General features: G+C 44.9%; 8 protein-coding genes. All 8 read left to right on the forward strand.

Annotated features, from left to right (window positions below; genetic code table 11):
• The first annotated feature begins 2 nt into the window (after positions 1 to 2).
• The 8 genes from C4F40_RS18465 (at position 3) to C4F40_RS18500 (ending at position 15,116) form a co-directional block, all read left to right on the forward strand.
• Positions 3 to 1,397, forward strand: a complete 1,395-nt coding sequence (locus tag C4F40_RS18465) for an SGNH/GDSL hydrolase family protein (RefSeq protein WP_196940905.1) — start codon at positions 3 to 5, stop codon at positions 1,395 to 1,397.
• A gap of 16 nt (positions 1,398 to 1,413) precedes the next feature.
• Positions 1,414 to 3,966, forward strand: coding sequence for a glycoside hydrolase family 38 N-terminal domain-containing protein (locus C4F40_RS18470; RefSeq protein ID WP_196940906.1), 2,553 nt, complete (start codon positions 1,414 to 1,416; stop codon positions 3,964 to 3,966).
• Positions 3,967 to 3,973: 7 nt separating this feature from the next.
• Positions 3,974 to 6,307, forward strand: coding sequence for a GH92 family glycosyl hydrolase (locus tag C4F40_RS18475; protein WP_196940907.1), 2,334 nt, complete (start codon positions 3,974 to 3,976; stop codon positions 6,305 to 6,307).
• 9 nt (positions 6,308 to 6,316) lie between these two features.
• Positions 6,317 to 9,370: a galactose-binding domain-containing protein gene (locus tag C4F40_RS18480; protein ID WP_231390131.1), complete on the forward strand. Its 3,054-nt coding sequence runs from the start codon at positions 6,317 to 6,319 to the stop codon at positions 9,368 to 9,370.
• Between the two features lie 35 nt (positions 9,371 to 9,405).
• The gene (locus tag C4F40_RS18485) at positions 9,406 to 11,676 is read left to right on the forward strand and encodes a GH92 family glycosyl hydrolase (protein ID WP_196940908.1); all 2,271 of its coding nucleotides are present in this window, start codon (positions 9,406 to 9,408) and stop codon (positions 11,674 to 11,676) included.
• Positions 11,677 to 11,925: 249 nt separating this feature from the next.
• Entirely contained in the window at positions 11,926 to 13,653 is a 1,728-nt protein-coding gene (locus C4F40_RS18490) for a RagB/SusD family nutrient uptake outer membrane protein (protein WP_196940909.1), read from the forward strand.
• 18 nt (positions 13,654 to 13,671) lie between these two features.
• A complete protein-coding gene (locus tag C4F40_RS18495; RefSeq protein WP_196940910.1) occupies positions 13,672 to 14,109 on the forward strand; it encodes a DUF5004 domain-containing protein in 438 nt (145 codons plus the stop codon).
• Positions 14,110 to 14,114: 5 nt separating this feature from the next.
• Positions 14,115 to 15,116, forward strand: coding sequence for a DUF4961 domain-containing protein (locus C4F40_RS18500; protein WP_231390132.1), 1,002 nt, complete (start codon positions 14,115 to 14,117; stop codon positions 15,114 to 15,116).
• Positions 15,117 to 15,145 lie beyond the last annotated feature (29 nt).

The raw sequence follows: 15,145 nt of genomic DNA on the forward strand, positions 1-15,145 counted from the left end.
AGATGAAAAGATCCTTAGCCACAGCATGTTTATTTCCCCTTTTTCTATCGATGGGGATACGTGCTTATGCACAACAAATCACACCCTTCAAAGAAGATGATCGCGTGGTATTCCTCGGCAACAGTATTACAGACGGCGGGCATTACCACGCCTATATCTGGCTGTACTATATGACACGTTACCCCCAGATGAACCTGTTGATACAGAATGCAGGTATAGGAGGCGATCGCGTGATCGAAATGCTAAAGCGTTTAGACGGCGATGTGTTCAGCAAACAACCAACGGTACTTATCACGACATTTGGCATGAATGATTCGGGCTATCTCGAATACAATGGTCCGGAACCTGAAAAATTCGCAAACAGCAAAGTCAAGGAATCTTTTGAGGCTTTCAAACAGATGGAAAAGCGCTTTCAAGGGCTTCCGGATACAAAAATAGTACTATTGGGAAGTTCCCCTTACGACGAGGAGGCTGTCATCCAAGATAATACTGCACTCAAAGACAAGAATAAAGCGATGCTGCGTATTGTCGATTTTCAAAGAGCATCGGCCGACCAAAATAATTGGGAGTTTTTTGATTTCAACCAATCTATGACCGATATCAATCGAAGGTTTCAGAAAACGGACGCCAGCTTCACGATATGCGGAAATGACCGCGTACATCCCGACACCGACGGGCATATGGTGATGGCCTATCTCTTCCTAAAAGCGCAGGGATTCGCTGGAAAAAAAGTAGCAGAAATAGCCATTGATGCTTCCAAGAAGCGCATAGTCTCTTCTGCTAACTGTACATTATCCGACATCAAAAAAAATGCGACCAGAATCAGTTTTGATTACCAAGCGAATGCTTTACCCTATCCGTTAGACACTATTCCAAGGGGATGGGGCAGCAAAAAAAGTCAGTCTGACGCCATAAAAGTCGTTCCTTTCATAGAAGAGATGAACCAAGAGCTATTGACTGTGACGGGGCTCAATGGAAATCACAAATTGTTGATAGACGACGAAGTGATAGGTGTGTGGTCGGCCGCCGACTTTGCCAAAGGTATTAACCTGGCAACGCTAACCAATACGCCGCAGTATCAACAGGCGCTACGCGTTATGCATTTGAATGAAGCGCGTTGGGAGATTGAGCGGCAGTTTCGGGATTACGCTTGGGTACAATATAACTTCTTTCAGCCCCGCGGACTGCTCGATGCAAATAATCGAAAAGCAATCGAGGTATTAGATCAACATATAAGTACGGACGGATGGCTGAGGGCCAAGCGGGATTTATATGCAAAAGCGATGTTTCCTGAAGTTAGAGATGCATGGCAGGGGCAAATGGACTTGTTACTGGATGCCATCAAAGATGTAAACACACCGAAAAAGAGAACACTTAGTCTCGTACGCGTAAAGTAACGGATCGAAGAATACGATGATAAAAATTATAAGTATTACGCTTTTTACCACGCTGCTGCTGTTAGCCAAAGCCTATCCGCAACAACCCTACTTTGTAGACGGATATCACGGCGGAATCTACGGGCACTATCCCTTGTGGGTGACGCAGTTTATGCTCGACAAACTCGCAAAACATCCCGAATGGAAATTAGGCTTGGAAATAGAGCCCGAAACATGGGACAGCGTGCAGCGCAATACGCCTGAAGCCTACCGTGATTTTAAACGGATTGTAACTGATCAGCGAATTGAATTTACAAACCCGACCTATGCGCAGCCGTACTGTTACAACATTTCCGGAGAAAGTATTATCCGGCAGTTTACTTATGGGATCAAAAAAATGCAGGAGCATTTCCCTGAAGTAAATTATACAACATATGCTGTTGAGGAGCCTTGTTTTACCAGTAGTTTACCCCAGATATTAAAACAGTTTGGGTTCAAATATGCGGTTTTAAAAACGCCGAATACCTGTTGGGGAGGATATATGAGGGCACACGGTGGTCAGTTAGTAAACTGGACCGGACCAGACGGCTCCGCGATACTCACGGTGCCGCGCTACAGCAGTGAGGCATTGGAAGAGAATTCCACCTGGCAGACAACGGCCTGGAACAATTCCTTGTCTTTTCTGCAAGCGAGTGCTGCGCAAGGAATAGTGAATCCTGTAGGAATGTGTTATCAGGATGCCGGTTGGCGAAATGGTCCTTGGCTAGGGCACGGCGACCATATCAAAAATAAATCTATCTACGTGACATGGAAGGAATATATCGAACAGATCTCTACCGGAAAAACGGACGACAGCTGGCGTTTATCTCAGGAAGATATTTTAGTTAATCTGATGTGGGGCAGTCAAGCCTTACAGCGGATTGGCCAAGCGGTGCGCAAATCTGAAAATAAGATCCTGATGGCCGAGAAAGTAAGTGCTATGGCAAACATCGACAACCAATACATTCCGGCGGCAGATCGTATGGATGACGCGTGGCGTACCCTTATGATGGCACAGCACCACGATTCCTGGATTGTGCCCTACAATAAATTAGATAAAGATCAGACTTGGGAACAGGCAATAAGCCAATGGACCGACCATACGAACAAGCTATCGGACGATATCGTAGCAGAGGCCATGAGCAGCTATCATGATACGCATCGCAGCACCGATAAACTAGGCTTTATTCGGGTTTTTAACACCGTTGGCGCAAATAGAGCGGAAGTGGTGCGTGTGAAAATACCGCAGCGGTACAGTGCAGTGCCAATCAGTCTGTTCGACAGCAAGAATGAACCCATCCCGAGTGTAGTGCGGCAAGAAGATGGAAGCTTGTTTCTCACATTTAAACCAACGGTGTCAGGTTTTGGTTATTCCACATATGCCTTGCGTGAAAAAAAGCAACGTGATGGCAGTCGCGCGGGGGTAAGATTCGATGCACAAGGGGATTGTATTATAGCGAATGACATGTATCAGATTACGCTTGACAAAGCTAAAGGTGGTACGATCAAAAGTCTTGTTGTTAAACACGCTAACAACAAAGAATTTGCAAATCAGGACACCATGTATCGCCTGGGTGAAATAGCAGGTCACTTTTACGATGAACAGCGGTTTTATTCGTCGAAACAACAGGAGGCGCGTATTACGGTACTCCAAGACAACGCTTTTTTGTCTCAGGTGAAAGTGGAAGGCTATATCGCCTCACATCCTTTTACGCAAATAATAACGCTTGAAGCCGGTCAAAAGCGTATAGACTTTGACTTGAAAATCGATTGGGAAGGTAATGTAGGGATCGGAGAGTACAAACAGGAACACAACTGGACCGACAACAGAAGAGCGTATACCGATGATCGGTATAAGTTAAAAATCATGTTTCCCAATAGCTTAAATTCACCTACGCTATATAAGAATGCACCCTTTGATGTATGTGAAAGTAGACTGGACAGTACATTCTTTGGAAAGTGGGATGAAATAAAGCATAACGTTATCCTGAACTGGATTGACTTAACGGAGGAAGATAATGAATATGGATTGACAGTATTGTCTGATCATACAACCTCGTACGTTTATGGCCCCGAATACCCATTAAGCCTTACTGCGCAATATTCGGGTATCGGACTGTGGGGTGTAAATTATGGTATAACGGAGGCGTTGCATATGAAATTTGCACTGGTACCGCACACCGGGAAATGGGATGAGGCCAATATCCCGCTCGAAAGCGCCTCTTGGAACGAACCCCTGCTAGCGGGGTACCACATCAATGTAGCCATGAAAGACAGAACATTTGTCGATACGCATGAATCGGGTTTTGAAATAAGCACAATGAAAGTGGAGAAAGACAACATCTTGCTTCGTCTGTTCAATTCCACCGGCAATCACAAACCGCAACGGATAACATTGCACTTTCCCGTATCACGCATTCAAGAAGTCTTATTAAATGAACAAATAGTACAGCAGGTACCTTTCGAACAGCACGGGGATCGCTCTACGGTATCCATCAGTATGCCGCGTTTCGGAATAAAAACCCTGTCCATACAAAAATTAGACAATTAATAATATAATGACACACAAAATTGTATTCTGTAGCCTCATCTTTTTCGGGTTTTGGTTGAGCGGCTGCTCTAACCCAAAAAAGCCTGATTTCTTACCTGCACAGTATGTCAACCCATTTATCGGGGCAAGTACCAGTGTGGGGGCCGCCGGAGTTTACCATGGACTAGGCAAGACGTTTCCCGGTGCCACTACGCCCTATGGAATGGTGCAAGTGAGCCCAAATACGATTACTGGCGGTGATAATGGCTCGGGATATAGCGATGAACATCAAACGATCGAAGGCTTTGCGTTTACCCAAATGAGCGGTGTGGGCTGGTCTGGTGATCTGGGTAACTTTCTGGTAATGCCTACCACGGGAAAATTGAAAACAGTAGCTGGAAAAGAAGATGGAAGTATAGCAGGCTATCGCTCGCATTACAGCAAAAGTACGGAAGTTGCGCAAGCAGGTTATTATGCCGTAAATTTGACCGATTACCATATAAAAGTCGAGACCACGGCTGCTCCACATAGCGGCATGATTCGATTCACCTTCCCGCAAAATAAGGAATCGCGCATACAAATCGATTTGGCACGCCGTGTTGGTGGTACATCCACCAAACAGTACATACGCAAAGCAGATAGCCACTCTATCCAGGGATGGATGCAGTGTACACCCGAAGGAGGCGGCTGGGGAGATGGTGAAGGCAACGCCGATTATACAGTATATTTTTATGCTCGTTTCAGTAAGCCGCTGGATAATTACGGTTTTTGGAGCGCTGATATTAACGAGGACTGGAGTCGCAAACGAGATGACATTGTTAGTATTCCTTATTTAATGAAGGTAGAAGAAGCAAACATCGTGACGGGACAAACGGAGTTAGAAGGCAAGCATTTGGGGTTCTTTTCTGGGTTTGAGACACAAACTGATGAGGAGGTTACCTTACAGGTCGGTATTTCTTTCGTAGATATGGAAGGAGCAGAAAAGAACTTTAAAAGTGAATTGGCCGGTAAGGAATTTGACGCCGTGAAAGCAGAAGCTACCGCATTATGGAATCAGGAGTTGAGCCGGATTAAGATACAAGGAGGTACGGAAGAGCAAAAGACTATTTTTTATACAGCCCTCTACCATACTATGATCGACCCCCGATCGTTCACCGATGTGGACGGACGTTACGTGGGTGGCGACAAGCAAATACGAAAAAATGCACATTTTACAAAACGAACAATATTCAGCGGATGGGATGTTTTCCGAAGTCAGTTTCCCTTGCAGACAATTATAAACCCAAGGTTGGTGAGCGATCAGTTAAATTCCCTGATTACGCTTGCAGACGAGTCTGGAAGAGGGTACTATGAACGTTGGGAACTGCTAAATGCTTATTCCGGATGTATGATAGGCAACCCTGCGCTATCGGTACTGGCCGATGCTTATGTGAAAGGCATTCGCGACTATGACTTGGAAAAAGCGTATCAATATGCTGTACAGACATCTAAGAAATTTGGCAACGATGAGCTGGGATACACAGGGCCGCCATTTAGTATTTCCAATACCTTAGAATATGCTTATACGGACTGGTGTATTTCACAATTGGCCGAGGGTCTCGGAAAGAAACAGGAGGCCGCGCTTTTCCGTAAGAAGGGACTGGCGTACCAAAACATTTTCGATCATGAAAAAGGGTGGTTTCGTCCGAAAATGAACGATGGCTCGTGGGAAGCCTGGCCTGAACAGGGGCGAACGAAGGAGTGGTACGGCGCTATCGAATCAAACCCCTACCAACAGGGATGGTTTGTACCGCACGATATTCAGGGAATGATTGCGCTCATGGGTGGTCGTGACAAGACCTTAGCAGATTTGACGAATTTTTTCGAAAAGACTCCTGAACATATGCGGTGGAACGATTATTATAACCACGCCAATGAACCGGTACATCTAGTTCCTTTCCTCTTTAATCACCTCGATGCGACATGGATGACCCAGAAGTGGACGCGCCATATCTGCGAAACGGCTTATAAAAATTCGGTGGAAGGAATTGTCGGAAATGAAGATGTAGGGCAAATGTCGGCTTGGTATGTATTGGCTTCTGCAGGGATACATCCCTCCTGCCCCGGAAGTACGCGCTACGAAATAACCAGCCCGCTTTTCGACGAAATAACGTTCAGAACAGACCCACATTATTTTTCTGGAAAACCTTTTACGGTCAAGGCGCACAACAATTCAACCGAAAATATATACATACAAAAAGCATTGTTGAATGGAAAACCACATGATAAATGTTATTTAGATTTTCAGGATATCGTATCAGGCAGCAAACTCGAACTGTTTATGGGCAAAGAGCCCAATCCAGAGTGGGGTAAAAACAATTAAAGCGTACATATGATGAGGATAATCATTTTAATTATAAATCTGGTCTTATTAACGCTGGGATGTCTCGGACAACTTAGAAGCATATCGTTGAATAGTTCGGAGGATATCATCTGGCAAGTAAAGCCGCAGGCTGAGGTGTCTGCCTCCGGCATTGAAATTTCGGAGTCGGGATTTCAGATGAATAGCTCCGTCAAAGGTGTGGTGCCGGGTATCGTATTCACAGCCTATGTCGACGCCGGAATTGTTCCAGATCCCAACTATGCTGATAATATACACAAAATCGATGAATCGTATTTCAACCGGCCATTTTGGTACAGGACAACTTTTCGTCTACCGTCGGATTTCAAAACCGGACAACGGGTTTGGCTCCAGTTTGACAATACAAACCGGTATGCGGATTTCTACGTGAATGGCGTCAAGCTTTCAGGGACAGCCGAATCAACGAAAGATATCAGTGGCCATATGCTTCGTACGAAATATGAAATTAGCCATTTGGTCAACGTTGATCAGGAAAATGCCGTAGCTGTACTGATTACCGATGCAGATCAAACCAAAATAAGAGGCGGCAAGGATCCGTTTGGAGTAGTTGCAAGTCCGACCTATTTATCCGCAGCAAGCTGGGATTGGATGCCCTATGTACCCGGACGACTGGCGGGTATTACTGGTAACGTTTCGTTAAACATCACCGGAGAGGTCACAATGGAAGACCCGTGGATTAGATCAGAATTGGAGTCAAACGATATCGCCTACTTGTTTGTATCCACAACACTCCGAAACTCATCCAATGTGCGAAAAGAAGTGGTACTTTCCGGTACCATCCAGCCGGGAAACATCGAATTTTCCAAAAAAGTAAATATCGAGGGGAATAGCTCGTTAAAAGTATATCTCGATCGAAGTGATGTAAAGGATTTTATTATTCATCAACCTAAATTGTGGTGGCCAAATGGCTACGGCGATCCGCATCTTTATACCTGCTCTTTGACCACCAGTATAGCGGGTGAGCTAGCCGACAAAAAGGAGGTGAACTTTGGAATCCGTAAATACGAGTATCAATTTGTAAGAAACAAAGCAGGTTGGCCCGTTCTTACTTTTTTAATCAATGGGCAGAAGATATTTCTAAAGGGAGGCAATTGGGGTATGAGCGAATATCTGTTACGATGTCAGGGACAGGAATATGAAACAAAGATCAAGCTGCACAAAGACATGAATTATAACATGATCCGTTTGTGGACAGGTTGTGTTACGGATGACGCCTTCTATGATTACTGCGATCGTCACGGTATGATGATTTGGGATGATTTTTGGCTCTATGTCGCATACAATGATGTGGCAAATGATGAAGATTTCAAAGCAAATGCGCTCGACAAGGTCAAAAGGCTCAGAAACCACCCCAGTATTGCGCTGTGGTGCGGGGCGAATGAGACGCATCCCAAACCAGAATTGGACAATTACCTCCGTTCTATTATCGCCCTGGAAGACCATAATGACCGGATGTATAAATCCAGCTCAAATCAGGACGGTCTTTCCGGTAGTGGATGGTGGGGAAATCAACCGCCAAAACATCATTTTGAGAATTCGGGTAGTAACCTAGCGTGGAATGACCCGCCCTATCCTTATGGCGCGGATCGCGGTTACGGACTACGGACCGAAATCGGTATGGCGACCTTTCCTAACTATGAAAGTGTGAAAGAATTTATTCCGGCAGATAAATTATGGCCCTTACCGACGGATGAGCAATTGGAAAAAGACGATGACAACGTGTGGAACAAACACTATTTTGGAAAAGAAGCGTCGAACGCAAACCCCATTAATTACAAAAGAGCCGTCAATACTCAATTTGGTGAGTCCGATAACCTCGAATCCTTTTGCGAAAAAGCACAGTATCTCAATATAGAAACCATGAAAGGGATATATGAAGCGTGGAACGACAAGATGTGGGAGGATGCATCGGGCTTATTGATTTGGATGAGCCAATCTGCCTATCCTTCTTTCGTGTGGCAAACCTATGATTATTATTACGACGCGACAGGGGCCTATTGGGGAGCAAAATATGCCTGCGAGCCCGTGCATATACAGTGGAATTCGTCGAATAATAGTGTGAAAGCAATTAACACGACATCGGACAATCTCAAAGGAGCTGTAGCTGTGACGCGGATTTTCAATCTCGAAGGAAAAGAATTGCCTAGATATGGTATTAGTAAACGAGTTGACGTGTCGGCCAGTAATATGGAAGAGGTGTACCGGTTAAACTTTAATCCCTTCAATTTGGCGTTTGGAAAACGGGCCTATTCTTCATCTGAAGCAAATGAAAGACATGCTTTTTTTGCCACAGACGGAGCCGCAGGGACAAGATGGGAGAGCGATATGACGGATCAGGAATGGATTTATGTTGATCTGGAGAAACGTCAGACGGTGCAGACAGTGGTGATTAAATGGGAAGATGCTCATGCCGCTTCTTACGATGTACAGATTTCTAACGACGGGAAGACTTGGAAAACCGTTGAACGGGCTACAAATACACAGGGCGGAACCGAGGAGATTCATATGGGAGGTGTAAAAGCACGTTATGTTAAGGTCGTTGGAACAAAACGCGCGACCGAATTCGGATTCTCCATTTTCGAGTTAGAAGTATATGGTAAAGAAAGACACGATCCCGAACTTACTCCGCTCCATTTTGTAAAACTCGAATTGAAAGATAGCTTGGGCAAGCTACTTTCGGAAAACTTTTATTGGAGAAACGGGCGGATTGACCTGAACTATACTGCGCTGAATGAATTGCCTAACGCGCAGTTATCTTTTACCCGTTTAGATAAAGGGGACAATGGCGTAAAAAAGATCCTGGTGAAGAATGAAGGCCAGTCTGTTTCTTTTGGAAATCGTCTGCGGCTTGTGCGCAAAAATACCCAGGAACGGATATTACCGGTGCTCTTTTCGGACAATTATTTTACATTGATGCCCGGAGAGGAAAAGGTCGTAAGCGTACAAGGTCTAGAAAATGATGATATTGATGATGCTAGCTTGTTGTGGAAACAATACGGGCATGCAGAGATACAAACGAAATAAACCGAGGTGCTAACAAAATATAATATTTGATACGTATGAAATTTTTAATTTGGATGACTGTTGTTTTGTTGGGGATAGGATTTGGCTATACGCAAGAGCGCGATTTGGTGAAGTATGTGAATACGTTACAGGGCACGGATTCAGAATGGGCATTATCCTATGGAAACACCTACCCTACAGTCGGTTTGCCGTTCGGAGTACATTTCTTTTCGGCACAGACCGGAAAGAACGGAGATGGTTGGAAATATCGGTATCAGGACAACACGATAAGGGGGTTCCAACAAGTCCATCAATGCAGTCCCTGGATGAACGACTATGCCGTTTTTTCGCTGATGCCGGGTATAGGAAATCTAGTAACCAACGAAGATGCAAGGGCATTGACGTTCAGTCATAACAATGAAATTGCCAAACCAAATTATTATTCCGTAAAATTCGATAACGGTATAATAGCGGAGATCAGTCCTGTTGAGCGAGGTGGGCATATGCGGTTCAGTTTTCCCAAAAAAGAAAAAGCCCAGTTAATAGTAGACGGTTTTTTGAAAGACAGCGAAATAAAAATCATTCCCCACGAGCGTAAAATTGTAGGTTATGTCAATAACGGCCGCTTTGTACCCGAAAATTTCAGGAACTATTTTGTGTTGGTTTTCAATCAGGATTTTAAAGCGTACGGAACTTGGGAAAATGTAAATGGAGAAATAAAACAAGGGAGTTCATATAATGCTGGTAAAGGTATAGGCGCCTATCTGGAATTTAAACCTGGAGTAAAAGTGGAGGTGAAATTGGCATCATCATACATCAGCCCTGCTCAGGCCGAACTGAATTTTGAGCAAGAACTTGCCGGCAACAAGGATTTTGAAGTTACCAAGACCAAAGCCTTCAATATCTGGAATACCTTGCTGAATCGTGTGGTTGTAGAGGGGGGTACAGAACAGGATAAAGCTACTTTTTATTCCTGTTTATTCCGTGCGAATCTCTTCTCGCGAAAATTTCACGAGATGGATCCAAATGGCGAGCCGTATTACTACAGCCCTTATGACGGAAAGGTACATACCGGATACATGTATACCGACAATGGCTTTTGGGATACCTTCCGGGCGCAGTTTCCACTGAGTAATATCCTGCACCGGGAGATGCAGGGCAGATATATGCAATCCTTGTTGGATGCGCAACAGCAAGCTGGCTTCTTCCCTACCTGGTCTAATCCGGGTATGTCCGGAGTCATGATCGGAAACCATGCTATCTCGCTATTGACCGACGCCTGGGTAAAAGGCATCCGTACATTCGATGCGGATACTGCACTAGAAGCTTACTATCATGAAGTGACGAACAAGGGCCCCTGGGGAGGCTCTAACGGAAGAGAGGGGTGGAAAGACTATTTTACGAAGGGGTATATCCCTTACGGCGACATCCATGAAAGCACAGCCAAGACACTTGAGTATGCATACGACGATTTTTGTGCGTATCAATTGGCCAAATTAACGGGGAATACATTCTATGAAAATATATTTGCCCGACAGATGTATAACTATAAAAACGTATTTGATCAGAACGTCAATTTTGTGAGAGGACGATTGGCCGATGGGAACTGGCTTCCCGACTTCGATCCCGTGGAGTGGGGTGGCCCCTTTACTGAAGCTAACGCCTGGCAATATACCTGGTCTGTTTTGCACGATATAAACGGACTGATCGATCTCATTGGAGGCGGAGAACGCTTTAATGCAAAACTCGATTCCTTCTTTACCATGGAACAGACGATTAAATATGGAAGTTACAAACAGGAGATCCATGAAATGCGGGAGATGCTGTTGGCAAAAATGGGGCAATATGCCCATGGGAACCAACCTACACAACACGTCGCATACCTCTATAATTATAGCGGACAGCCCTGGAAATCGCAAAAGCAGGTTCGCCTGGTTATGTCAAATCTATACAACGCAACCGAAAAAGGCTACCCGGGAGACGAAGATCAAGGTCAGATGTCCTCTTGGTACGTGCTTAGCGCTTTAGGGTTCTATAGTGTTTGCCCGGGGACGGACGAGTATGTGATCGGTAGTCCGGTGTTTGAAAAGGCAACCGTTACATTAGAAAATGGAAAGCGTTTCATTATCCGGGCAGCAAATAATAGCGCGGAAAATGTCTATATCCACTCGGCGCATTTGAATGGAAGGCTTTACGATAAAAATTTTATTAAATATGGAGATATCATGAACGGAGGAGAATTGGAATTCGTAATGAGCGACACGCCTAATCTTAGCCGGGGTGTTGCTAAAGAAGCGAGGCCGTTTTCATTGCGTAAACTAAATTAATAAGTATGGGGATTTAATTCAAAAAATTAGTACTGCAAAAGCCAATGGCTTGAACATTAATACATTGTCAATATAAACCATTGTAATTATCATTATTATAGATCAAGTTATGAAACCATCATGGTTTATTCAAACCGAACGTAGTGAGCTCATGAATGCCAATGAAAGACAGACATTCAATGAATAAACCACACGGGGGATGAATAAGCCTGATAGCTTCATCACATTTAAAAGAGAAATTATATACAGATGAAAAAGAGGTATTTACTCATGGTAGCATGTGCTACCCTTGTATTCGCGTCCTGCGACAAACAGGGCTTTCTGGATCGGACACAATCCACCGATTTGAATGAGCAGGTCGTGTTTTCTGATAGTGTCTACACGATCAACTTTCTGTCGAGCATATATGCCGATATTGGCTTTTCGACCTGGCCAAGGCGATTTGGGGGCGGCGGGTTGGACGCCAGTACGGACGAAGCCGAAGGTGCGGGGCTGGGCAGCATCAATACGTTTATTCAGTTTGCGACCGGTACGGTGAATTCGAATTTGATTACCAAAGACGCCTGGTCGAATAGCTACACCAATATCCGACGAGTCAATATTATGCTGAAAAATCTACCACAAGCGAAATTTGGGGACGATATAAAAGTGAGGGTAAAAGCGGAATCGCGTTTTTTAAGAGCATACTATTATTTTATCCTGCTAGAACATTATGGAGGAGTGCCCTTAATGGGTGATAGTGTCTACCGGGCCAGTGATCAGATTCCTTTTGCACGCGACACCTACGAAGATTGTGTAAATTATATTGTCTCGGAATGTGACGCGGTAGCGGAAGATCTTCCGTGGATACAGGAAGGAGAAAATTATGGCCGGATTAATAAGGCCGCCTGTTACGGTTTAAAATCGCGTGTACTACTCTATGCGGCGAGTCCGCTGTTTAACGGTGAGGGCTTAGTAACGACTGGACCATTGCAGGCTATCGTAGGCTACCCTGATGCCGATCAAACGCGGTGGAAACGGGCTGAAGATGCTGCTGCTCAAATTATGGAATCAGGTCAATATGCTTTACATGTTGACAATAACACGGAGCCAGGATATGGATTTTACCGGCTTTTTCATTTGCGAAAAAATTCAGAATACCTATTGGCAAGAATGCAGGATGCAAACAGGGATTTAGAAGGCATCTGGCATCCGCCAACCTTTGGGCTGGGGAGCCCGGGTGCATATCCTTATCTCGAGACAGTGAACGCCTTTGGCATGAAGAACGGACTATCCATTGACGATCCACAATCGGGCTATGATCCTGCGCAGCCCTATAAAGACCGGGATCCTCGTTTGGCAAATACCGTTACTCGGGATCAATCACTGGTCTTTCATAGAGATGGATTGGCGAGACGGCCTGTTAATATTTACATTGACAAAACGAACCCAAGCAACGTCACCTCCGGTCAGGACGCTATCTATAGAGGTACACCCACAGGCTACTACACGTATAAGATGGTACACCGCGACGTGGGGGCGGACTGGTTTAGCACGGAGACACCACGTTGTATGCCGATTATACGTTATGCGGAAATCTTGTTGAATTATGCGGAAGCACGTAATGAAAGGCTAGCCTCGCCTGATGATGAGGTATACGATGCCGTAGAATCCATTCGGGAGCGCGCAGGTCTCTCTCCTTTTGTCTTGCCTACGGACTTATCGAAGGTGGAAATGCGGACCATCATCCGTAATGAGCGGCGGAAAGAACTGGCCTTTGAAGGACATCGTTTCTTTGATGTACGGCGCTGGAAAATTGCCGAGGTCGTGGAAAATAGTCAACTGCACGGTACAGAGCCTGTCCGCACTACAGCGGGCACGACCTATAACACGATAGATGTTAGGAAGCGTGTGTTCAATAACCGTATGTATTTATGGCCTATACCGCAGTCTGAAGTGGCTAAATCGGTAGAATTATTACAGAATCCAGGATATTAAAAGAAAATAACGATGCGCATGAAACGATTATCACATTGGGTGTTTACAGTGCTTTCACTGATAACCCTTTCTTCCTGCGAAGAGGAAACGCCGAAAATAGTAACCGACGAAACAGCGAAAGATGTGACGGGCGACTGGAAGGTACTGAAGCTTACACGTAATGGGGAAGACCTCAGCAAACGATTGGATCTTAATGATTTTCAGATCAGTTTTAAAGCAGACGGCACCTATAGCCTGTCGGAACAGCTACCCTTTGTCGTGAACGACATAGGCACCTATAGGTTGAGTGATCCGCAATACCCATTCGGCCTGATATTGCAGCCTCAAGGTGATGCTGCCGAGGTTCAGGTAAAGTTCCAGTTTCCGATCATCAAAGGCAAACGGCAATTGAGCTTAAGTTTCAGTTTAGGCTGTTCTAGTAATACGTACCAATTCGATTTTGAACGACAAAATTAAAAATTATGAAGCGACCATTTCAAAAATTGACTTACCTATATCTCTTGGTTGGACTAGGTATGACCTTATTCTTGGTGCACTGTGGGCTCACGGCGTTGACGGTAACCGTACCAAAGGAAGCAAAGGCTAATGAGACCGCAACATTTTATATGCACAGTGGGGCGGAACCTAATATCGAGGAGCCGAATACATATACCACGCAGTTGCTGGCCGGAATTATGGTGCCAAAAAGCTGGAACGCGCGAAGAAATGCGGTGCTCACCTATACGAGTTCCAAAGGAAATGGAACCCTACGCATGATACCAGATTCGGAAACTGAACCGGTATCGGGCTTGAGCTGGCACGAAGCTGCAAAAAAAATGTTTGGTATTGGACCAAATCTGATTGACGATTTCGAATGGATCATCTACCGGAGCACACAATCGTTTACGTTTGTCAACAATGAGCACGAAACCGCCGATCTGAGCTTCGATGTGAAGGTGGAATGTAATGTCGGATCTGAAAATATGTTGGTCAGCCTGGGCTTCTACGTAGGATCTTCGATCGAGAACCTACGGCCTGAAGACACCGATTACAAAAAATTCACCTTTTCGGATCCATTGGAGATTATCGACGGAGAGGGCGACTTGATTGATTTTGTTAATCCCCAATTGGGCACCGTACAGCCCGTAAAAAGCCTAGATAACGACATCGTCACCTTAACGTTTGATGCAGGAGTGACACACACCGATTTGGATGATATGGACGAGATATATTTAAGTGCAAAGGCATTTGATGCAGCCGGGCAGCTCCTCGACGAAATAAGTACGCGAGATGATAAAACGAAGCTCACAGGCGTGGGAGGTAAGAAGTTCATCCTCGATCTATGGCCCCGTGGTTATTTCGATATACAGAAAGAATCGCGAATTGCCAAACTTGAATATTTCTATACGGATGCCACCGGTACAAAAAAGGTAGGATATGGAAATACAGATGAACCTTTCACTTATACATTTCGTTGCGAATAGCCCAAGTGTGGGATACAGATGATCGAATA

The sequence above is a fragment of the Sphingobacterium pedocola genome, from assembly GCF_015209965.1.
GTDB classification, from domain to species: Bacteria; Bacteroidota; Bacteroidia; order Sphingobacteriales; family Sphingobacteriaceae; genus Sphingobacterium; species Sphingobacterium pedocola.

Bases quoted from the DNA above. Each gene is read 5' to 3' on its own strand.
- C4F40_RS18465 (WP_196940905.1), top strand. From the start codon at position 3: ATGAAAAGATCCTTAGCCACAGCATGTTTATTTCCCCTTTTTCTATCG.
- C4F40_RS18470 (WP_196940906.1), top strand. From the start codon at position 1,414: ATGATAAAAATTATAAGTATTACGCTTTTTACCACGCTGCTGCTGTTA.
- C4F40_RS18475 (WP_196940907.1), top strand. From the start codon at position 3,974: ATGACACACAAAATTGTATTCTGTAGCCTCATCTTTTTCGGGTTTTGG.
- C4F40_RS18480 (WP_231390131.1), top strand. From the start codon at position 6,317: ATGATGAGGATAATCATTTTAATTATAAATCTGGTCTTATTAACGCTG.
- C4F40_RS18485 (WP_196940908.1), top strand. From the start codon at position 9,406: ATGAAATTTTTAATTTGGATGACTGTTGTTTTGTTGGGGATAGGATTT.
- C4F40_RS18490 (WP_196940909.1), top strand. From the start codon at position 11,926: ATGAAAAAGAGGTATTTACTCATGGTAGCATGTGCTACCCTTGTATTC.
- C4F40_RS18495 (WP_196940910.1), top strand. From the start codon at position 13,672: ATGAAACGATTATCACATTGGGTGTTTACAGTGCTTTCACTGATAACC.
- C4F40_RS18500 (WP_231390132.1), top strand. From the start codon at position 14,115: ATGAAGCGACCATTTCAAAAATTGACTTACCTATATCTCTTGGTTGGA.